The following is a 21,829-nucleotide window of genomic DNA, read 5'->3' as shown; positions in this document are numbered from 1 at the left end:
ACCGGCCAGGTCGAAACCTGGTCCAACACGACTAGATACCTGATTAGTTGCTGTGTGCGGGGCGCAATGTCCCGCAGACGCATGTGACGGTCATAGTAACAGTTGCGAAGCGGATTGGCAGCATCCTTAACCGGCTTGATGTGCCAAAGGCAACGGTTGGCTCCTGCTGTGGTGATGGTCGGGTTGCATCTTTTTTCGGCGCATCCTGCATCACATTTCTGCCATATATTCCTGTTATGCTGGCAGATTGGCGAATTGGGAACAGTTTTTAAATCGACTAAAAACATATGGTTACGATATTTATGAGATCCATTCTCATACTTTTTTAATATTGTGCTCCCATACCTCCTTGGTAGACTCAGTCGGCCAGATTAGGTGGTTTACAGGTTCAAGGAAGAGCACACAATGAAAGCCGCATGCCCGATCGCACTGGTCACTGAAAATAATGTGCAGGCCAGCACATTTGCTGCCTATCTCATCTCTCATTTGAGCCGTCCCGTCCAGCTAATCCACGAGATTAATCAGCTAGATAACCAGTGTGACGGCACGCTGTTTCTCATCGATCTCGACTATATCCGCTCTGGCCAGTCACTGGGCTGGAACCGGGCGATCTCCGAACGCTTTGGCATGGCGACCACCGTGCTGCTCAATGCTCCTACTGCGACGGATCGCGACCTGCTGCTTATGTGGCCGCAGATCTGTGGTCTGTTTTTCCGTCAGGATCCGCTCGACCGACTGGTTGCCGGGTTGCAGAAAATCCTGTTGGGCGAGTACTGGATGCCGCGTCACCTGCTGTGCGAGCTGGTCGAATACTATCGCCAGGGCAATAGCTACCTGCTGCGTAACGACACCCTGCTGACCGCCAGAGAGCAGGAGATCATCCGTTATCTGATGACGGGTGCCTCCAATGTCGAGATCGCCGACAGCCTGTTTGTCAGCGAGCACACCGTCAAATCCCACCTCTATAACGTCTTTAAAAAGCTGAATGTGAAGAACCGGATCCAGGCGGTGAGCTGGGCCAAAGAGTATCTCGATGCTCCGGACTCCCACTGATGAAAGCGTTCTCTCTGGCATGTTGCCTTGTGCTGCTCTGGGGCTTCACGACCGTTGTGGCGGCCGAGGCCGATGCTCCGCTGGAGTCGGTACAGCCGGAGCAGGAGAGTGATCGGCTGGATGTGGATGGTTTGGTGCTGGACCGCACTTTTACCCGCTTCGGTCAGGGCTTTTATAACGAATTTACCCGGTTGCGCAGTGATGAAGACCCGAATGCCAGAGAAAATCTGACGATTCATGAGCGCCCGACTGCTCGCTGGGGCAGCCTGATCTGGATCACCCATAACCGGAAGGTGATTTTTAAAACCGCGCTCTCTCCCGGCCGCAATCAGCAGGAGCAGAGCGCCAAACTGGCTTGGTCACAGGTCAGGCAGACCCTCGAACAGCAGAAGATCGCGACCCTGTTCATGGATACCTTCGATTTGGAACATGATGAACTATAAGGATATTTCTCATGCGTGCCCGGTTATTGCTAGTTGCAGCACTGATAGCGCCAGCGCTCCATGCGTCGGAGCTTGTCTATCGCCCCGTCAACCCCAGCTTTGGGGGTAACCCTCTCAACAGCAGTCATCTGCTTGGCACCGCCAATGCGCAGAATGATTACAAGGATCCCGCCAGTGGCAGCGGTAGCAGCGGTACCTCGGCGCTGGATCGCCTGACCTCCAACCTGCAATCCCGCTTGATCAGCCAGCTGCTGGCCGATATCGGCAAGGATGGCAGCCAGAGTGGCAGTCTGGTGACCGATGATTTTGCCATCAATGTGGTGGATGAAGATGGCACTCTGGTGGTTTCGATCACCGACCTGGTGACCAACCAGACCACCATGATCGAAGTGAATGGCCTGATTGCCGACTGAGGGCGCGATGAAACGACAACTGTTATTGATAGTGCCCCTGCTTGCGCTGGCTGGCTGTGCGACCCATATCGGCTCGCCCGTTGCCGATGAGAAGGCAACCCTGATGCCGCGATCCGTCTCTTACAAGGAGCTGATCAGTCTGCCCAAGCCAAAAGGGAAAATTGTCGCGGCCGTCTACGATTTTCGCGATCAGACCGGTCAGTATCTGCCAGCACCGGCATCCAACTTCTCCACGGCGGTCACCCAGGGCGGGGTCGCCATGCTGAGCACGGCTTTGTGGGATTCCCAATGGTTTGTGCCGCTGGAGCGGGAGGGGCTGCAGAACCTGCTGACCGAACGCAAGATTGTGCGGGCGGCCCAGAACAAGCCCAACGTTCCCGGCAACAATGCCAATCAACTGCCCTCGCTGGTCGCCGCCAACATCCTGATCGAGGGGGGGATCGTCGCCTATGACAGCAATGTGCGCACCGGCGGGGCGGGGGCCAAGTATTTTGGCATCGGTGCCAGCGGGGAGTACCGGGTCGATCAGGTGACGGTCAATCTGCGAGCCGTCGATATCCGTTCAGGCCGGATCCTGAACAGTGTCACCACCTCCAAGACAGTGCTGTCGCAACAGGTGCAGGCAGGGGTATTCCGCTTCGTCGAGTACAAGCGCCTGCTGGAGGCCGAGGCCGGTTTCAGCACCAATGAGCCGGTACAGATGTGTGTCATGTCGGCTATCGAGTCCGGGGTGATCCGGCTGATTGCCAATGGCGTGCGGGACAATCTGTGGCAACTGGCCGACCAGCGGGATATCGACAATCCGATCCTGCAGGAGTACCTGCAAGACAACGCCCCGCTGCTTTGAGTTTTCCCGCTCTCGCAATGCCCTCCCTGGTGGAGGGCATTTTTTTGGCCTCTATCGAATACGACTTAAGACTTTCTGCTCAACGACAGGGCGGCGCTTTTCATCCTCGAATCAGCGGAGTGCCTGATAGGCCGCCTCTTGTCTGACAGGGATACTGTGGGCGTTTTCCAACAAGGCGATGGCGCGATGAAACATCTGTTGAGTGCTCTCTTTTTTCTGCTGATATCGGGCGCCCCGCAACTCGCCGCAGAGCCTGCCGTCTTTGATGAGCTGGCGATGGCAAGCGAGCTGGATTCCGGTTTGCAGAACGACGGGAATCAGGCGCTGTTGTGGCAACTCGGTAGCGAGCAGCAACTGCACCTCACCCAGCAAGGGGAGCTGAATCAGGCGCGCCTGCTGCAACAGGGTTGGGCCAATGAGTTGGCGCTCTCCCAGGTAGGAGATGAGAACTGGGTCAATGGTGCGCAACTGGGTGAGGGCAATAGCGCCGAACTCTATCAGGCGGGCATCAATAACCGGATTTGGCTGCTGCAACAAGGCAGCGGCAATGAAGCCTGGATCAGTCAGCAAGGGGCAGACAATCAGGCCCGGGCGATCCAGCTGGGTGATGGCAATCAGGCCAGCATCGAGCAGAACGGAATCGGATTAACGGCCACCGTCATCCAGATGGGGGCCAATCAGCAAGTAAATGTCGTTCAAACCAACTGAGCCTAGGCTCAACCATTAGCACGAGAGGGAAATCATGTTTAAACGTACCATCATTGCCTCGGCAGTTCTTCTGGCGACCAGCACCGCTTGGGCGGCATCTACTGGCAACCAGGCTACGGTGAACCAGGCCCAGAGCGGCAATATCGCCACCATTAACCAGGTGGTGGGAAGCGTCGATAACAAGGCTAACATCGATCAAGCTGGTAACAACAACACAGCTGTTACCACTCAAAAGAATACCGGCCAGTCAGATGCCGATACTCGGCAGGTAGGTGACAGTAACGAGGGTTACATCTTGCAACAAGGTGACACTAACCTCTCCAAAGCCTCCATCGATACAAAGGGGAACGACAACTTTGCTGATGTGATTCAGCAATTTGAGAATGGCGGTGCGGTTGCCGGGGTTGTGCAGGATGGGGATCGCAACGACGCCAAGATCAAGCAAGATAATGGTGACTTAGCTGACTCCAGGATCACTCAAATCTCGGATGGTAATCGGGCTGTCATTAATAACCAGATATCCGATTTCGCTCGGGCGAGTGTACAGCAGCTAGAAGGGGGGGCTCACCAGGCTGACGTGACCCAGACAGCGGCTGATGGAGCCAACGCCGAAGTGGTACAACGTGGAGAGAGCAATATCACCAAGGTGCTGCAGGCAACCGGTAACTATGACTATGCACCGGCGGAAGGAACATCTGCAGTGGTGACTCAGAGTGGTTCTTTGAACAATGCAGACGTCACTCAATACGATAGTGCCAACGTAGCGACTGTTGAGCAAAGTGGAACCCGCGGTGAAGTGGTGACTCTGCAGCAAGGGTCTGATGCCGGGAATGGCAACGGCCTGTTGGCCAAACAGTCTGGAACCGGGGAGTTTGCTGACCTGACACAGGATGGTAATCGCAACCGGATTGAGACCGACCAGCAAGGTACTGGCAATGATGCCTTGGTCAACCAGACAGGTGATGACAACAAGGCCGTGGTCAACCAGTTAGCCAGCAGTACCGATGGTGCGGTCACCATTGATCAGGTAGGTAATGACAACTATGCCAATGCAGTGCAACAAGCAGGCAGCGGCAATACCATCGATATCGACCAGAACGGAACTGGTAACCAGGTTGCCTCTGCTCGTGATGGTGAAGGCAAAGGCGCCTGGACCTGGGGCTCGGACAACGAGCTGGTCGTTGCTCAGAAAGGCACTGACAACTGGGCCTATGCCGATGCGTCTCACTCTGAGTCTGTGGTCAAAGTGACCCAGGATGGTGAGTTGAACAATGCCAAGGTTGAGTCCTACTTGGGTAGCGAGAACAAGCTCACCGTAACCCAGAACGGCGCTGAGCACGAGGCCAATGTCTACGTCAATGCTGGGGTTGGTGGGGGGCGCAACACCGTTGATGTGGTGCAAAACGAAAGCTTTAATACTGCCAATGTGACCGTATTGGGCAGCGATAACCATGCCTATGTCTATCAAGGGGCTGGTAGCAACTGATGGTCATCTCCGGATTCAGGGGCCTGCGGGCCCCTCTTTTATTGGTGCTGCTCTGTGGGTTGATGCTGGTTCATCGCGTCGCTTCCCCAGCAAGCGCTAGGGGAAACGAGATGGAGCCCGATCCGTCGATCCGCTTGTCCCTCAATATTGCGCAGAACGAGCAGGGGCTGTCACTTGCGCCAACGCTGCTCAGCAAGCGCGACTTGACGGTGAGTGTCAGCTTGCTGGTGCATGGCGAAGGGGCGGCCGGGAGCACGACTCAGCGCCAGAGCCGTAATCTGTCGCTGCAGGCTGGAGTGGTCATGGCGGTTGGCAAAATAGGGCTGGGTTTGCGTTGTCCCTATCGGGTCGAGGTCACCGCTCTGATATGGCAAAACGAGCGGCTGCTGGTGGAGAAAAAAGAGCAGATGGCGTGCGCCGGATGATGCGCATTTCATCTCATGACTGTCTATTCATCCAGTAGTCTCTATGCCATACTGACTCGCTCAGGTTTCTGTATCGAGCGTGCAACAAGATGGAAAAGATCGTGGTCCGGGGTGCTCGCACCCACAACCTCAAGAACATCAATCTGACCCTGCCCCGCGACAAGCTGATCGTGGTCACCGGCCTCTCCGGCTCGGGCAAATCCTCTCTGGCGTTCGATACCCTCTATGCCGAGGGGCAGCGCCGCTATGTGGAGTCCCTCTCCGCCTATGCTCGCCAGTTCCTCTCCCTGATGGAGAAGCCGGACGTCGACCATATCGAGGGGCTTTCGCCCGCCATTTCCATCGAGCAGAAGTCCACTTCCCATAACCCGCGCTCGACCGTCGGCACCATCACCGAAATCTACGACTACCTGCGTCTGCTGTTCGCCCGGGTCGGTGAGCCGCGCTGCCCGACCCATGCCATTCCGCTTGCCGCCCAGACCATCAGCCAGATGGTGGATCAGGTACTGGCCCAGCCGGAGGGGAGCAAGCTGATGCTGCTGGCCCCGGTGGTGCGTGACCGCAAGGGGGAACACACCAAGCTGCTGGAGAATCTGGCGGCGCAGGGTTATATCCGTGCCCGTATCGACGGCGAGGTGTGCGATCTATCCGACCCTCCCGCGCTGGAGCTGCACAAGAAGCACACCATCGAGGTGGTGGTGGACCGCTTCAAGGTGCGCGATGACCTTGCCTTGCGTCTGGCCGAGTCGTTCGAGACGGCGCTGACCCTATCCGGTGGTATCGTGTTGGTGGTGCCGATGGACGGGGAGGAGGGGGTTGCTCCCATGACCTTCTCCGCCAACTTCGCCTGCCCGGAGTGCGGCTACTCCATGTCGGAGCTGGAGCCGCGCATCTTCTCTTTCAACAACCCGGCCGGTGCCTGTCCCACCTGTGATGGTTTGGGCGTGCAGCAATATTTCGACCCGGCCAAGGTGATCGGCGATCCGGCCATCAGCCTGGCCAACGGCGCCATCCGTGGCTGGGACAAGCGCAGCTTCTACTACTTCCAGATGCTGAAATCTCTCTCCGAGCACTACAAATTCGATCTGGAGACGCCGTGGGAGGATCTGCCGCTCAAGACCCAGGAGGTGATCCTGCGTGGCTCCGGTCGCACCGAGATCGAGTTCCGCTACATGAACGACCGCGGCGACGTGGTGGTGCGCAAGCACCCGTTCGAGGGGATCCTGCACAACATGGAGCGGCGCTACCGGGAAACCGAGTCCAATTCGGTGCGTGAAGAGCTCTCCAAATACATCGCCAACAAGTCTTGCTCAAGCTGCGGTGGCAGCCGGCTGCGGGAGGAGGCGCGCCACGTCTTTGTCGACAACCGCAACCTGCCGGCCATTGCCGAGCAGTCCATCGGCGATGCACTGGCCTTCTTCGAGGGGCTGAACCTCACCGGCCAGCGTGCCCAGATTGCCGAGAAGATATTGAAAGAGATCGTCGAGCGGCTCGGCTTCCTGGTGAACGTCGGTCTCAACTACCTGAGCCTGTCGCGCAGTGCCGAGACCCTCTCCGGTGGGGAAGCGCAGCGCATTCGACTGGCCAGCCAGATCGGTGCCGGTCTGGTGGGGGTGATGTATGTACTCGACGAGCCCTCCATCGGCCTGCACCAACGCGACAATGAACGGCTACTCAAAACCCTCACTCATCTGCGTGATCTCGGCAACACGGTGATCGTGGTGGAGCACGACGAGGACGCTATCCGCCTTGCGGACCATGTGCTCGATATCGGCCCGGGAGCCGGGGTACACGGCGGGGCCATCGTCGCGCAGGGTACGCCGGAGGAGATCATTGCCAATCCCGAGTCACTCACCGGTGACTACCTCTCCGGTCGCAAGCAGATCGCCATTCCTGCCGAGCGCACGCCGCTCATCGGCAAGTGGTTGAAGCTCAAGGGGGCGAGCGGCAACAACCTGCGCAACGTCAACCTGGATCTGCCGATCGGAGTGATGACCTGCGTCACCGGCGTCTCCGGCTCCGGCAAGTCGACCCTGATTAACGATACCCTGTTCCGCATTGCTCACCGCGAGTTGAACAAGGCCACCGAATCCACCCCGGCACCCTATCGCAGTGTCGAGGGGCTGGAACATCTGGACAAGGTGGTGGATATCGACCAGAGCCCCATCGGTCGTACCCCACGCTCCAACCCGGCCACCTACACCGGCCTGTTTACCCCGATCCGCGAGCTGCTCTCCGGCACTCAGGAGGCGCGTTCCCGAGGCTACCAGCCGGGCCGCTTCTCCTTCAACGTGAAAGGGGGCCGCTGCGAGGCGTGCCAAGGGGATGGAGTCATCAAGGTGGAGATGCACTTCCTGCCGGACGTCTACGTACCGTGCGACGTCTGCAAGGGCAAGCGCTACAACCGCGAGACGCTGGAGGTGAAGTACAAGGGCAAGAACATCCACGAAATCCTCGAGATGACGGTGGAAGATGCCCGCGAGTTCTTCGATCCGGTACCGGCAGTGGCGCGCAAGCTGCAGACCCTGATGGATGTGGGCCTCTCCTATATCCGTCTCGGCCAGTCGGCCACCACGCTGTCGGGCGGCGAGGCGCAGCGGGTCAAGCTGGCGCGTGAGCTCTCCAAGCGGGACACCGGTCAGACTCTCTACATTCTGGATGAGCCGACCACCGGGCTGCACTTCCACGACATCCAGCAGCTACTCAAGGTGCTGCACCAGTTGCGGGATCGCGGCAACACCATCGTCATCATCGAGCACAACCTTGATGTGGTAAAAACTGCCGACTGGATCGTCGATTTGGGACCGGAGGGAGGCGCCGGTGGTGGCCGCATTCTGGTGACGGGGACGCCGGAAGAGATTTGCACCAATAAAGAGTCTCATACAGCTCGTTTTTTGCGGCCACTATTGGCGCGATAAGCCGTTATAATCGAGGGGCCTTTGGCCCCTTTTTGTTATAAAAATCGGGAGCATAGGGGGAAGCTCGTCAAGTGTGGGCAGGCTTGGCATCTCAGCATCATGGTAATGGATATATCGGGTTATGGCTCAGGCTCCGCGCACGATTGATCATCAGTTGGCTTACTCCATGTTCCCCATCTGGCTGGGGGCGATCCTGCTATTGCTGGTCCTGCTGGCGTGGGCCCAGATCCCGGCTGCCAGCCGGATTGAAGAGCAGCGAATGAAGGAGCATCTGCTGCGCGTGACCAAGGCGGTGCAGGCGGATGTGGCCGCTCTGGATGCATTCAGTCGGGATTGGGGCATCTGGGATGACAGTCACCGTTTTATGGACAACAAAAGCAGGGCGTACATCGAATCCAACCTGTTCAGTGATATGCCGATGCGGGATTTTAGTCTCAACCTGATGAGCTTCATGGATCTCGCCGGTTACGAAATCTGGACGCGAACCCTGCTACCCGATGCGCCGGGGATCAATCCGGACCAGTTTCCCTACTTCCTTGATGAACTGAAAAAGCAGTTAAGGGCGCGCTCGGTGGCGCAAGGGGGCATCAATCTGCATGGGATCCGTGCTTCCCAGTGGGGGCCGCTGATGTACTCGTGGCAGCCGATCAGAAACAGTGACGAGTCGGCACCGTTCAACGGTTTCTTGCTGGTTGTACGTTGGCTCGACAAGGCCTATCTCGAGCAGGTATCGGAGCGTACCGCGCTGCCACTGGCGATCTCCCACGCCAATCTGGATGTCACCGCTACCTTCAAACCACTGAAACCGCAAATAACGTATCGCCTGATCGACCTTGGGCTCACCCGGCTCAGGGGAGAGGTGCGACTGCTCAACAGCGATAACCAGCCGGTGCTGACTCTGGTGATTGAGGAGGAGAGAAAGATCTTGAGTGGCGTCATGGAGGGGGCGCTCTGGACCTTTATCGGCATGCTGTTTATCAGTTTTATCTGCGTCATGATCGCCATGTACCGGCTCAACAGCATTGTGCTTACCCCGTTGCAGCAGCTGGTGTCGGCGCTGCAACGCTTTGGCGATCGGCCAGATGCCACCTTGATCCCCTATATCGACAGCAGCGCCGAGATGGCGACCTTGAGCGGCAAGTTCAAGGAGATGGCCAGCAAGGTCAGTCAGCAACACGATGATTTGTTGGAAAAATCCAGCCAGATGGAGATGGCGGCATTCACCGACCCCTTGACCCGTTGTTTCAATCGTCGCTATCTGGATAGCTGGTTGCAAGACAATTGGGCCCGCCCTTGTCAGCTGTTGCTGCTCGATCTCGATCATTTCAAACGGATCAACGACCGATTTGGTCATGATATGGGTGATCTGGTGTTGCAGCAGCTGGCAGAACTGCTGCACAAGCTGGTGGTGAGTGACGCCGAGCCCGTTATCCGGTTGGGAGGGGAGGAGTTTTTACTCCTGTTGCAGGTGGATAATGAGCAAGAGTTGGTACAGCGTGCCGATTATCTGAGGCTTCGTGTTGTTCAGCACCGTTTCGGTTCGGAGGAGAGGCCGCTATGGTTAACGGTTTCATCGGGATATTGTCGGTATCCTCTGCATCCGGCGTGCCCCGATACCTTCTGGAGCCACAGTTTCAAGCTGGCCGACCTGGCGCTCTATCAGGCAAAACTGAGGGGCCGTAATCGATGCTGTGGCTATTCGGGCACTCTGTCTGTTCGGGAGGTGATGGAACAGACCCCGGAGCAACTTGTCGAAGGGAATAGTCTTGCGTTGCAACATACTGTCAGCCCGGATTAGCCCTGCCGGACCAATACCAGATAGGCTAGGGCGACAATAAAACCGAGCAGGATAAAGAGAAAGGATCCGATCCCCCAAACGGCCGCGAGAAAGGCCCCCACCTTTTGCCATTTCGACTCATTTTTCATAAATAAACCATTACTTCCCAGTAACTTGCATGGCGCAAAAAATACGCTGGTTTGCCCATATTAACAACAATTAATAGCCACTCTGCCGAGCGATAAGGTGTGGTTTGCTTGCTTGTTTTGGCGCTGAATGGGGTTAGTTACAACCTGTCGCAACAGGTATTCCGGCTTGTTGTCTGGGGGCTCAAGGAGATTGGGATGGCGCGCAAAGATGTCACACCAATCGATTTATTTCCGCGCAACCTTTGCTTCAAGTCAATAACTTTGCATTTACAAGGGCATATAGTCAGCGGGCTTACAGCATCAAATGAAAACAAAAAAAGGGATTACGTGATGAAAAAATTACTTCCTCTGATGATTGCCGCTGCAGTGGCCTCTCCTTTCGCCATGGCCCATCAGGCTGGCGACATTCTGGTTCGTGGTGGTTTGGCATTTGTATCGCCGCAGGAAAGCAGCACGCCTGTAGAGCTGGAAATTAATGACAACATGCAATTGGGATTGACTCTCTCTTACATGATTACTGATAACTGGGGTGTCGAATTGCTGGCTGCAACCCCCTTCTCTCATTCAGTCAAACTGGGTGGCGCTGAAGTTGCCAAGATCAAGCATTTGCCGCCGACTCTGATGGGTCAGTACTATTTTGGCGATGCTCAAAGCAAGGTTCGCCCGTATGTCGGTATTGGCGTGAACTACACCACCTTCTTTGATGAAGAGGGTCGTGGTGCACTGTCAGGAACCGATGTCAAAGTCGATGACTCCTGGGGTGTTGCCGGACAAGTTGGTATCGATATGGCGATCACTGACCGCTGGTTTGTCAACGGTTCAGCCTGGATCATGGATATCGATACCGATGTGCATACTGCGATTGGCACCATTAATACCAAGGTCGACCCGATGGCCTTTATGGTGGGTGTTGGCTACCGCTTCTAATGATTCTGACTGCGGCTCTGATCGGACCGCGGAAGATAGCAAAGTACGTCTCTTTCAGCCCGGCTTGTGCCGGGCTTTTTTCGTATGGCTGATTTTGTCTGGACTGTGATCCAACCCGATACAAATCAATTAAATACCTGCCGCTTTATTTCAGTTATTCGCCACCCCTGCCGATAGTGACTATGTTCACTTTACCTTCCCCCAATGAGTGAGGATGTCTCCATGGGCTTATCTATCGTGCAGCGGATCATCGCCGGATTCGTGTTGATGCTGCTGTTGCTGATCCTGCTTGGTGTGATCAGTACCTTTAAAATCAAGGGTATAAATGACGGCCTCTCTGCCGTATCTGACCGCGCAACCCCGCTGGTGGTGGCTGTCGCAGGTCTAAAGGGGGCACTGCAGGATAGTAACCGCTGGGTGTTGGTCTACCGCACCAGTGAAGATGCTGCCCAGTTGCCGCAGCTGGCCAATCAGTTCAAGGAGCAACAGAACCGCTTCGCCCAGCTGAGTCAGGAGATGGGTAAATTTACCGATGTAGCGGATGCTCGTGCCCGCTTCCAGCAGGTCGAGAGTGCTACCACCCAATTTTATGGCTTGGCGGATCAGGTGTTGGCCCAGCATCGGCAGTGGGTCAGTGCGCTGGAGCAGCGCCACAAGCTGGAGATGGAATTTATCCGTCTTGAGGATACCTACCAGTGGGCGGCGGATCTGCTGCTGCAACAGGCCGCCAGCAAGCGCTCCATGCGCAACAAGGCGGAGCTTATTACCTCGGGTATCGCCCGCGATCTGAAGAATATCCGCCGTGCCGATGCCAAAACCGACCTGAATGAGCTGGAAAAGGTGTTGAGCAAGGACATCGAAATGGCCCGCAAGCGGTTGGAGCGGGTAGTGGTGCCCGATGATGTAAAAGCGCGCTTTGTCTCCAATCTGGATCGGATGCAGGAGTTGGCGCTCGGCGCTCAGGGCTTGCTGGCGACCATGCGTCAGGCTCAGCAACTGGAGCTGTCGCTGGCCACGCAAAATCAGCAGCTGGATGCCAGTCTGGTCAACAGCCTCAATTTGCTCGATGAGATGGGCAAGTCCGCCGGTGCCATCGCTAGCGATAGTCGGATCAACGCCGATGCCGCGGTCAGCAGTGCCAGCTTCTGGATCCTGGTGGTTGCCGCGATGTCGGCCGCTGCCGCACTGGTGATCGGCTATACCACGGCGCGCAGCATTCAGCGCCCGTTGCAGATGATCAACAAGGAGCTCGATTGCATGGCGGCCGGCGACATGACCCGCCGCATCAACTACCGCAGCAGTTGCGAATTTGGCAGCCTCTCTCGCTCCATCGATACGCTGGCGGGCAAGACCGGCGAGCTGCTCTCTCAAATCAATGCGGGCTCCCGTCATCTGGTGGATGAAGCGAGCCGCGCCGCCGAGATCAGCGAACGGGCCATGTCCCGGGTACAGGAGCAGAAGAGCCAGACCGATCAGGTGGCCGCCGCCATTACCGAGCTGGAAGTGAGCGCCACCGAGGTGGCCCGCTCTACCGATGGCACCAAGCGGGAAGTGGATCTGGCCGATGAAGAGGCGCGCAATGGTCGCCAGAAAGTGGCCACCACTCGCCGGATCACCGAGCAGCTGGCTGGCGCCATGGAGGAGGCGGTCGGCATCACCTACAAGCTGGGCGAATTCAGCAACAACATCGGCAGCATTCTCGATGTGATCCGCAGTATTGCCGAGCAGACCAACCTGCTGGCCTTGAACGCTGCCATCGAAGCTGCCCGTGCCGGCGATGCCGGCCGCGGTTTCGCTGTGGTGGCCGATGAGGTGCGGGCGCTGGCCAATCGCACCCAGACTTCGACCGAAGAGATCCAGGGGATGATTGAGAACCTGCAGAGCTCCAGCAAGCATGTGGTTGAAGTGATGGGGCGCAGCCAGGAGCAGACCCAGAGCTGTGTCGAGCAGACCCGCGAGATGGATGTGGCGTTGCAATCCATTGCCGATCGGATGGGAGCCATCAAGTCGATGGCGGATCAGGTGGCCCATGCCGCACAGGAGCAGATCTCCGTCAGTCAGGGGGTCGCTCGTCATATCGCCGGTATTGCCGATGTGGCATACGAGACAGAGCGGGAGGCGCGTGAATCTGCCAGCAGCAGCGAAGTACTGGCCGACCTGGTCGCCAAACAGCAGCAATTGATCGCACATTTCAAGGTCTAGGAGGGCTTATGTCTAAAAAGTGGATTGGAGCCCTGAGTCTCCTGTTGTGTGGCCAGCTGATGGCCAGCGAGCTGGTGATTGAAAGCTGGCGAACCGATGACAAGGCGTTGTGGGAGCAGAAAATCATCCCGGCGTTTGAAGCGGCGCATCCCGGCATCAAGGTGAGTTTTCATCCGGTGCAGAACGTTAACTACATGCCTACCTTGCTGGAGAACCTGAAGGCCGGCAAGGCTGGGGATCTCATTACCTGTCGTCCGTTTGATGATTCGCTTGCCCTGTTCAAGGCGGGCCATCTGGCCGAGCTGACCGAGATGGCGGGGATGGAGAACTTCCCGAGTTTTGCCCAGTCACCCTGGCAGACGGATTCCGGAGCCCAGACCTTCTGCGTACCCATGGCCTCGGTGATCCATGGCTTCTTCTATAACAAGAAGATTTTCAGTGAGTTGGGGCTCACCTTGCCGCAAACCCGCGATCAGTTCTTCGCCGTGCTGGACAAGATCAAGGCCGACGGTCGCTATGTGCCGCTGGCCATGAGTGGTTCCGAGAGCTGGGTTGCCTCCGAACTGGGGTTCCAGAACATTGGCCCCAACTACTGGAAGGGGGAGGACGGCCGTCTGGCACTGATCGGCGGGCAGGAGCGGTTGGACAACCCCCAATATGTGAAGGTGTTCGACGAGCTGGCCCGCTGGCGTTCCTACCTCGGTGAAGGTGGCGAGAGCCGCGATTATGCGACCAGCAACGAGCTGTTTACCTCGGGCAAGGCCGCCTTCTACGTGGCGGGCTCCTGGGAGATTGCTCCCTTCACCGGCAAGGTCGATTTTGGCGTCATGCGCCCGCCGGTGGCCAAACAGGGTGATGGCTGTTTCTTTACCGACCACACCGATATCGGTATGGGGATGAACCCGGCCAGCAAGAACAAAGAGGGGGCGATGGCTTTCCTGCAGTGGCTGACGACGCCGCAATTTGCCGATCTCTATACCAACTCGCTGCCGGGATTCTTCTCCCTCTCCAACCACTTCTTCGATGTCACCAATCCGGCGGCCAAAGAGATGATGGAGTGGCGCGATCAGTGTGACTCGACCATTCGGGTGGCGACCCAGATCCTCTCCCGTGGTACGCCCAAGTTGGGGGATGAACTGGCCGAGGTGAGTCAGGCTGTGTTGCTTGGCAAGATGGAGCCCAAAGCTGCCGCAAATCGACTGGAAGGTGGCTTGAAGGGCTGGTATGCCCCTCATCAGGGCAACAAGGCCAAGAGCGCGGATTGTCAGTGTGATACGGTTGCCCCTGCCCCTGCCCCTGCCCCTGCCCCTGCCCCTGCCCCTGCTCCTGCTCCTGCTCCAGTTTCAGCGCCGACGACTGAGGTGTCCGCAGCTCCCGCGACCAGTGAAACATCGGCCGTGGTGGCACCAGCTGTGACTCCCGCAGAACCCGCATCAGCGGCCGCTGCCCCATTACCGGCGCCGTCGGATGAGGTGGAACAGGCGCTCTCCAACGAGCTGGAGGCGCCACAGCAGCCACAGCAATAGGTCATCTGCATCAATAAAAACGGGAGGCATCAGCCTCCCGTTTTTTTATGGCTCGCGGCCAGCATGTATCGCTTTATTGTGCTTCGTGGGGCCAGCGGCAGAGGCTGCCGATGCGGGCAACCGGGGCAAACCCCAGAGAGCGGTAAATGCGCTGGGCATGGTAATGCTCGTCAGCCACTATGATCAGCTGTTTGGCACGGGATAATCCTGCGCGAGCCACTTGACTCAGCAGCTGGCGGCATAACCCCTGATTGCGCCACGCATGGTGCGTGCGTACCAACTGGAAGCGCCCAAGTGTGCCGCAAAAGAAGAGGCCACAGCTGGCGACCAGTTGTTCCTCTTTCCAGATCCCCCACCAGTCCCCGAGACCATCGGCAATCATGGCCTGATAGAGCGCCTGGCGGGATCGCAGATAGGGAAGATAGCTCTGTTCCGAGTGTCCCTCATCCCGTTCATTGAGTTCGAAGTCGAGCCACTCAGGCCAATCAGCAGTAGTGAAGGTGCGTGCCTCAACCTTGTTCATGTCGTCGTGAGGAGGTGGGCAGCTCTGTTCATCCAGCGCCAGTACCACGCACTCCATATATTGGTAACCTGTTGCGACAAAACCGGCGATCCGGCTGTTTTGTCCGGCCGCCAGTGGCCATTGGAAGGTGCGGTGGCGCACTCGAGGATCCTGGCCGATCAGTTGATCAAATGTGGCTTCCAGCCAGCCTTTGTCACGGTCGCTGGGTGGGTTGGGGAGCAGCAGGTAGTTGCCGAAGTAATAGCCGGGAGCATCCGGCGTGCGAACCGCCCAGAACTGATCGTGCTGAACAACCTCGCCCTGATAGCGATCGAACAGCAAGTCGGTGGCAAAGCCGGGGTGGGTATCCATGATGGTGCTCCTGCAAAGACTCATTCTGTTATCGGCAGGAGTGGGAAATAGATGAAAAGGGGCCGGAGAAACCTCCGGCCAAACAATCACACGCAGATTCAGAACGTCCAGGACGATCTGCCTCCATCATAACTCGACTGGGGCGATTTTGGGATGGGCACTTTTCGGTTACGTACCGTTAATTTTGTAAATATGAAGTTCGTCAGATCGGATGTGAGGTAAATCCCTGTTGACTTTGTGTCGTTTTGCTCATAAATATAAAGACGTTTAGACGTCCAAACATCCGTTTTGACGTAGGCAGATGGATTGCAGGACAGGGAGAAGAGCAGATGGGATTTCACAGTGCACGTCAGGTTGAGGCGCTCAACCAGAGCTTGGCAGATTTGAATGGCGATATATCGGTCAGTTTCGAGTTTTTTCCGCCCAACAGTGAAGGGATGGAGAATACCCTCTGGCAGTCCATCGAACGGCTGAAAGTGCTGGAACCCAAGTTCGTCTCTGTTACTTATGGCGCCAACTCCGGTACCCGTGATCGCACCCACAAGGTGATCAAGGACATCAAGGAGCGGACAGGCCTGATTGCGGCGCCGCACCTGACCTGTATCGATGCCAGCCGCGACGAATTGCGCACCATCGCTCGCGATTACTGGAACAGCGGTATTCGTCATATAGTGGCTCTGCGCGGTGATTTGCCGCAGGGGCTGGAGAAACCGGATATGTATGCCACCGACCTGGTTGCCCTGCTCAAGTCGGAGGCTGACTTCGATATCTCGGTTGCCGCCTATCCGGAAGGGCACCCGGAGGCCAAGAGTGCGCAATCCGACCTGCTCAACCTCAAGCGCAAGATTGATGCCGGTGCCAACCGCGCCATCACTCAGTTCTTCTTCGATGTGGAAACGTATTTGCGCTTTCGGGATCGCTGCGCCGCCATCGGCATCGATGCTGAAATCGTGCCGGGGATCCTGCCGGTCTCCAACTATCAGACCCTGGCCAAGTTTGCCGGTTTTACCAACGTGAAGATCCCGCGCTGGATGCATCAGCGTTTCGAGGGACTGGATAACGATCAGATGACCCGCAATCTGGTGGGGGCGAGCATCGCCATCGATCAGGTGCGCGTGCTGAGCCAGGAAGGAGTGAAGGATTTCCACTTCTATACCCTGAACCGCTCCGAGCTGACCTATGCCATCTGCCATACTCTGGGGGTTCGTCCCAAGGGTTGACCGGTGGTCACCGCGATAAAAGCAAAAAGCCAATGAGTTGCTCATTGGCTTTTTCGTTATGGCCGATTATCAAGGTCTGGTCGGGGCGATCTCTTTTGGCTCAAGATCGATGACCGCATTACCGGCAGCCCCCGGATACTGGTGATAGACCTGATCCTGCTCCAGTGTGTAGAAGGTATCCAGATAGTCGTCGTTGTTGGTCATCCAGGAGTCGGGCAGCGCCTTGACGATGCGACCGCCGAGATCGAGGAAGGGCAGGGCTTCCGGCACGCCACCCGCAGTAAAGCCGAGTTTGAGAGCTTCAATCAGCAGGGCGCTCAGCTCCTTGTAGTTGACGTTGTCATCCTGCTCCATCATCACCACATCGACGGCACCCCAGCGATAGCGATCCCAGTAAACCAGGATCTGGTTGGGGGTGTAGTCTGTGTTGTCATAGTCGAGGTAGGGCATGTCGACAATATCGACCACAGGCTCATCCCGGCTGGGATTGACCCCTGCTACCACCGCATACACTTCGGCTGCGCCGAGCAGCCAGGGCTCCTGATCATCCTTCAATCTGATCTTTTTCAGGATACTGGTCTTGAGTGGCGCCGTGCTGGCCGCCACTCGCGGAGCGCTTTGCAGATCCGCATCGGCCAGCGCCTTGCGCATCACCTTCAAGCCTGCGTTCTTGGCTTTGACGGGATCGGCTTCGACTACCAGAACCGGCCGGGCCGGTGCCTTGTCCACATCCAGATAGACGGGATTGCCAGCGCTGTCGAACGCTTCAATGGCGCTCCAGCTCTTCTCATCTCCACTTGGAACATAGGCGACCAGCGGTTCGACGCCCTGTTGCAGTGCGGCGGCCTGATCGGTGTTGGCCAGTCGCAACTGCATCAGTTGCTTGACCTCGCCATCCAGTCCTTGTCGGCTGATGGCCGCCTGGTTGGCCTCGCTCGCCTGCCGTTTAAGCCGTGGGCTGGCCTTCTGCAGCAGGTTGGGAAGCGGGCTCTGGTATTGCTGATTGCTCAGCAGGGGCAGCAGGTTTTTCTGCTGAAGTGCGAGCTGGCGAGCCAGCTCTCGATCCGTATCGGCAGCCTGGACGCTCGTAGCACCCAGTATGGCCAGTAGTAACAAGACAGCCTGATTTTTCATTTTTATTCTCCGTTGCATGGAACCTGACAGGGCACCATGTCCGGGAAGATTGGTGCCCTGGCACCACTAGAAGGAAATTAGTTTCACTTGTGAATCATTTTATCTGGATAGTGTGCAGAGGTTCACGGTTTGAGGTTCAATTGATTCCTTTGTCGATATGATTGGAACTGATAGATCGCCAGACCAATCAGCAGACCCCAGCAGGCTGCCGCGATGCCGAGCAGGCTGATCCCGGACGCGGTAATGATAAAGGTGAGCAGCGCAGCTTCTCGCGTTTCATCCTGGTGCAAGGCAGAGTGCAGGCTGCTGCCGATGGTACCTAACAGGGCCAAACCAGCGACGCAGGTGACAAGGGCTGCCGGAAAGGCGCTAAACAGGGTCGCGACGGTCGCACCGAAGCAGCCGGTCAGGAGATAAAAGCAACCCGCCCATACCGCAGCTGGCCAGCGGCGCTTGGTATCCGGGTCGACCTCTTTGCCCATGCAGATGGCGGCAGTGATGGCGGCCAGATTGAAGGCATAGCCGCCAAAAGGGGCGAGCAGCAGGCCAGTCAGGCCAGTCCAGCTGATCAGCGAGGAGGTGGAAGGCTGATAGCCGTGGGCCCGCAAGATGGCAATTCCCGGCATGTTTTGCGATGTCATGGTGACAATGAACAGCGGCAGCGCGATACCAAACAGAGCATCAAGGGAGAAGGCTGGCCATGTCCAGACCGGGCTGGCGAGTTGCCAGTGAAGGGTGCCCATTTGCAAATCCCCCCGCACGCTGCAGATCAGCATCCCCACTCCCAGTACTAGCACCATGGTATAGCGGGGCCAGAGATGACGACCCAGCAGGAAGGCCAGCAGCAGGGTGCCAAGCAGCAAGGGATCTTGCGGGGCGACCTTGAATAGATCCAATCCGAATCTGAGCAGCACGCCAGCGAGCATGGCGGCGGCCAGTGGAGCCGGAATATGTTTCATCAAACGGTCGAACCAGCCGCTGATGCCACACAGCGTGATCAGCAGGGACGAGATCACAAAGGCGCCGATGGCTTCCGCCAGAGTGAAGTTGCCCAGCGTGGTGATCAGCAGTGCCGCGCCCGGTGTGGACCAGGCGGTTAGTATGGGTATGCGGTAATAGAGAGAGAGGCCGATGCAGCTCACCCCCATGCCGATCCCCAGCGTCCAGAGCCAGGAGGCAACTTGGGCAGTATCAGCATCCGCTGCCGTGGCGGCCTGGATGATCAGGATGACGGAGCTGGTGTAGCCGACCATCACGGCGATAAAGCCGGCGACCAGATGGGGGAGGGCGAAGGGCATGAGACTTCCTTTTGGCGTTGTGACGCGCTGTGCGTTATTACGTACAATACAGCTTTGACTATATCTATGTGCGCTATAGCGCACAAGTCGCATCATGCAAGAGTAATAAAGAGGCAGTTATGCAAGAGATGAGTCAGCATCTGGCTGCTCGACTGAAGGGGTTGCGCAGCGAGCGCGGCTGGAGCTTGGATGCCGCCGCGCGCGAAACGGGTGTCAGCAAGGCGATGCTGGGGCAGATTGAGCGGGGAGAGTCCAGCCCAACGGTGGCGACGCTGTGGAAGATAGCCACCGGTTTTCGAGTCTCATTTTCCAGTTTCATTGAGCCCACACCAGCCGTGCAGGAGGAGGTGCTCTATCGCACCGCCGATGCCATTCGCCAGCAGCCTGCGGGAGAGGGCATGCAAGTTGCGCCGCTCTTTCCTTATGAAAACCGGTTTGGTTTCGAGTTGCTTGAGCTGACCCTGTTGCCGGGTTACCAGCGTGAATCCGAGCCCCATGAGACGGGAGTGACTGAGCATGTCATCGTCATCAGCGGCATGATGGAGGTGCTGGTGGAAGGGGAGTGGCGCTCACTGGTGCAAGGGGAGGCGGTGCGTTTTGCTGCCGATCGTCCCCACGGTTATCGGAATCTCGGCATAGCCCCGGCGATCTTCCACAACCTGATCCACTATCCGCTGGCAACACCCTGAACATGTTCCGCAGTCATCAACCCGGTCGACCATCTGCTCTGGGGCGGATTAGTATCGGGGTATAGACCCAGACAAACAGACCATAGGCAGCGATCCAGGCAAGCGCGCTGAGGTTCCAGCCATGCAGTGTATAAGCAGGCCAGAACAGCGGAATCGCTACCCGCATTGTGGCGGCAGCGATAACCAGGGCGAATGCGCCAGTGATCCTGCGTCCTACCTGCAAGGCCCGACCGCTATGGCCGAGGGAGACTCGCGCAATCATGCCCAGGATCATGGTGCCCATACAGCCTGCGCTGAGCAGGTGACTGGCCATCGACAACGTGATGGGCAGACCCGCGCTATGTGCCGCAAGGGAGAGCAGGCCAAGAGGGATAAACAGATAGGCGATATGGAGTGACCACAGCAGGGGATGCGCAAGGGTCGATGGCAGATGCCAACGTAGTTGCCGCCACAGATGCAAACTCGCCGCCACTATATAGAGAGGCACTATATATATGCTGGTGACCCATTGGGTGGGGAGCAGCAACCAGCAGAGCAAGATAAGCCACTGTGTCGCGAGCGCAGTCCGTTCTAGCCAGAGTCGAGGTGCAGCTTTCTCCTGACCGGTTGTTCGGGCGGTGAAGAACGGAATCACCCTTCCACCCATCACGGCGATCAGGGTGGTAAACAACAGCACAGTGGTGATCAATAGGTGCTCAACGGTGGTCCAATCGGCCTGCCATAACCAGCTGGCACCATTGAGCAAGGTCAGTATCAGCAACAGGGGCACGAAGAAGAGGTTGCGCCATTGCCGGGTTATCAAGATAGGCTTGGCAAGGAACCAAGCGCAAAGCTGCAACCAGAGCAGGTCTGCCAACATCAGAAGCATATTATCTTCACCCAGCCAGGGTAACAAGGTCCTTGGCAACATCCACACCCCCACCACCATTACCAATGGCCAGCTCCGAACACCGGGATGGGCCGTCCAGTTCTGCACCGCGGTGAGCAGAAAACCCGCGACGATGGCAGTCCCGAAACCAAACAGCATCTCATGACCATGCCACCAGATTGGGTTGGCAATCCCTGGCAAGGTTAGCCAACCGTTGAGCTGCCCCAGCCAGAGCAACATGGCGACGGCAGCAAACAGAGCCCCGAACAAGAAGAAGGGTCGGAACCCCAAGCGGAACAGCGGGACGATTTGCTCTTCCTTATGGCTATCGAGGATTTGATGCATGAGGGCATTCCAATTGAACATTTGAGATGGCAATTATAAATTGGCTTTTCAAATGTTCAATTTAAATCCGGCAATAGTCAGGATTGATGTCATTTTGAGCAAGAAAAGAGGCGGTTGCTTGATATCTGAGCGAACGAACTTTTTTGCTGAAAAAGCCCTTGTCATCCCGGCGCGGCTCCCTATAATGCGCCCCTACCAGCACGGCGGAACACGCCTACCTGATGAGCCAGCTTCCTAGTGAAGTGGGCGCCGAAAGAAAAGCGAAAACAATCGCTTGACTTTCGAAATGAGAGGCGTATTATGCGCATCCTCAACGCGACAAGCGTGACGCTCTTTAACAATTTGAATCAAGCAATCTGTGTGGGCACTCACAGCATCGAGCATCAAAAACAATTTTTGATTTTCAATGTCTGACGAAGTGACCAAAGCAACGAAAGTTGCAGCAGTTAATTCAGCAATTCATTGAGCCGCTTTTCGAAGCAACCAAACTTAAATTGAAGAGTTTGATCATGGCTCAGATTGAACGC

18 protein-coding genes are annotated in these 21,829 nt (G+C 57.0%); 14 read left to right on the top strand and 4 right to left on the bottom strand.

The window, feature by feature from the left end; genetic code table 11:
- Positions 1–405: 405 nt before the first annotated feature.
- From G5332_RS11180 to G5332_RS11125, 12 genes are all read left to right on the top strand, one after another.
- Positions 406–1,053, top strand: a complete 648-nt coding sequence (locus G5332_RS11180) for a LuxR C-terminal-related transcriptional regulator (protein WP_042080923.1) — start codon at positions 406–408, stop codon at positions 1,051–1,053.
- On the top strand, positions 1,053–1,496 hold the full coding sequence (locus tag G5332_RS11175) for a curli production assembly/transport protein CsgE (protein ID WP_201952785.1): 444 nt from the start codon (positions 1,053–1,055) through the stop codon (positions 1,494–1,496). The genes G5332_RS11180 and G5332_RS11175 overlap by 1 nt, the downstream gene beginning before the upstream one ends.
- Positions 1,497–1,507: 11 nt before the next feature.
- Complete coding sequence (locus G5332_RS11170; protein WP_421172477.1) at positions 1,508–1,909, top strand: curli assembly protein CsgF; 402 nt, start codon at positions 1,508–1,510, stop codon at positions 1,907–1,909.
- A 7-nt stretch (positions 1,910–1,916) separates the two neighbouring features.
- Positions 1,917–2,756 carry a CsgG/HfaB family protein gene (locus G5332_RS11165; protein WP_005355003.1) on the top strand — a complete coding sequence of 280 codons (840 nt, stop codon included), beginning with the start codon at positions 1,917–1,919 and terminating at the stop codon, positions 2,754–2,756.
- A gap of 186 nt (positions 2,757–2,942) precedes the next feature.
- Positions 2,943–3,464, top strand: coding sequence for a curlin (locus G5332_RS11160; protein WP_201952781.1), 522 nt, complete (start codon positions 2,943–2,945; stop codon positions 3,462–3,464).
- A gap of 34 nt (positions 3,465–3,498) precedes the next feature.
- Positions 3,499–4,950: a curlin gene (locus G5332_RS11155; RefSeq protein ID WP_216952160.1), complete on the top strand. Its 1,452-nt coding sequence runs from the start codon at positions 3,499–3,501 to the stop codon at positions 4,948–4,950.
- 110 nt (positions 4,951–5,060) lie between these two features.
- Positions 5,061–5,375, top strand: a complete 315-nt coding sequence (csgH, locus tag G5332_RS11150; RefSeq protein ID WP_254204223.1) for a curli-like amyloid fiber formation chaperone CsgH — start codon at positions 5,061–5,063, stop codon at positions 5,373–5,375.
- An 89-nt stretch (positions 5,376–5,464) separates the two neighbouring features.
- The gene (gene uvrA, locus G5332_RS11145) at positions 5,465–8,293 is read left to right on the top strand and encodes an excinuclease ABC subunit UvrA (protein WP_421231740.1); all 2,829 of its coding nucleotides are present in this window, start codon (positions 5,465–5,467) and stop codon (positions 8,291–8,293) included.
- A gap of 121 nt (positions 8,294–8,414) precedes the next feature.
- Positions 8,415–10,091: a sensor domain-containing diguanylate cyclase gene (locus G5332_RS11140; RefSeq protein ID WP_421231741.1), complete on the top strand. Its 1,677-nt coding sequence runs from the start codon at positions 8,415–8,417 to the stop codon at positions 10,089–10,091.
- Between the two features lie 458 nt (positions 10,092–10,549).
- Positions 10,550–11,146: an OmpW family outer membrane protein gene (locus tag G5332_RS11135; RefSeq protein ID WP_227342973.1), complete on the top strand. Its 597-nt coding sequence runs from the start codon at positions 10,550–10,552 to the stop codon at positions 11,144–11,146.
- A gap of 222 nt (positions 11,147–11,368) precedes the next feature.
- Positions 11,369–13,348, top strand: a complete 1,980-nt coding sequence (locus G5332_RS11130) for a HAMP domain-containing methyl-accepting chemotaxis protein (protein WP_421231742.1) — start codon at positions 11,369–11,371, stop codon at positions 13,346–13,348.
- An 8-nt stretch (positions 13,349–13,356) separates the two neighbouring features.
- Positions 13,357–14,874: an ABC transporter substrate-binding protein gene (locus G5332_RS11125; RefSeq protein WP_421311257.1), complete on the top strand. Its 1,518-nt coding sequence runs from the start codon at positions 13,357–13,359 to the stop codon at positions 14,872–14,874.
- Between the two features lie 73 nt (positions 14,875–14,947).
- Here the strand turns inward: G5332_RS11125 and G5332_RS11120 are convergent, their stop codons facing one another.
- Positions 14,948–15,748, bottom strand: coding sequence for a GNAT family N-acetyltransferase (locus G5332_RS11120; RefSeq protein WP_421172473.1), 801 nt, complete (start codon positions 15,746–15,748; stop codon positions 14,948–14,950).
- A gap of 329 nt (positions 15,749–16,077) precedes the next feature.
- Here G5332_RS11120 and metF point away from each other — a divergent pair, with 329 nt between their 5' ends.
- Positions 16,078–16,968: a methylenetetrahydrofolate reductase gene (gene metF / locus G5332_RS11115; protein ID WP_005340191.1), complete on the top strand. Its 891-nt coding sequence runs from the start codon at positions 16,078–16,080 to the stop codon at positions 16,966–16,968.
- 69 nt (positions 16,969–17,037) lie between these two features.
- Here the strand turns inward: metF and G5332_RS11110 are convergent, their stop codons facing one another.
- Both G5332_RS11110 and G5332_RS11105 read right to left on the bottom strand, forming a co-directional pair.
- Complete coding sequence (locus G5332_RS11110; RefSeq protein WP_421311256.1) at positions 17,038–18,102, bottom strand: DUF3103 family protein; 1,065 nt, start codon at positions 18,100–18,102, stop codon at positions 17,038–17,040.
- 122 nt (positions 18,103–18,224) lie between these two features.
- Complete coding sequence (locus G5332_RS11105; RefSeq protein WP_227341861.1) at positions 18,225–19,400, bottom strand: benzoate/H(+) symporter BenE family transporter; 1,176 nt, start codon at positions 19,398–19,400, stop codon at positions 18,225–18,227.
- Between the two features lie 119 nt (positions 19,401–19,519).
- On the opposite strand from G5332_RS11105, the gene G5332_RS11100 reads away from it, so the two are divergent.
- Positions 19,520–20,089 carry a helix-turn-helix domain-containing protein gene (locus tag G5332_RS11100; protein WP_421311255.1) on the top strand — a complete coding sequence of 190 codons (570 nt, stop codon included), beginning with the start codon at positions 19,520–19,522 and terminating at the stop codon, positions 20,087–20,089.
- Positions 20,090–20,105: 16 nt separating this feature from the next.
- On the opposite strand, the gene G5332_RS11095 is transcribed toward G5332_RS11100, so the two are convergent.
- Positions 20,106–21,302: an NnrS family protein gene (locus G5332_RS11095; RefSeq protein ID WP_227341863.1), complete on the bottom strand. Its 1,197-nt coding sequence runs from the start codon at positions 21,300–21,302 to the stop codon at positions 20,106–20,108.
- Positions 21,303–21,829: the final 527 nt, after the last annotated feature.

It is taken from the genome of Aeromonas sp. 603757 (genome assembly GCF_049171255.1).
GTDB classification, from domain to species: domain Bacteria; phylum Pseudomonadota; class Gammaproteobacteria; order Enterobacterales; family Aeromonadaceae; genus Aeromonas; species Aeromonas veronii_A.
Note: the sequence above shows the minus strand (reverse complement) of the source record. Positions and strands in the feature narration are given on the sequence as shown.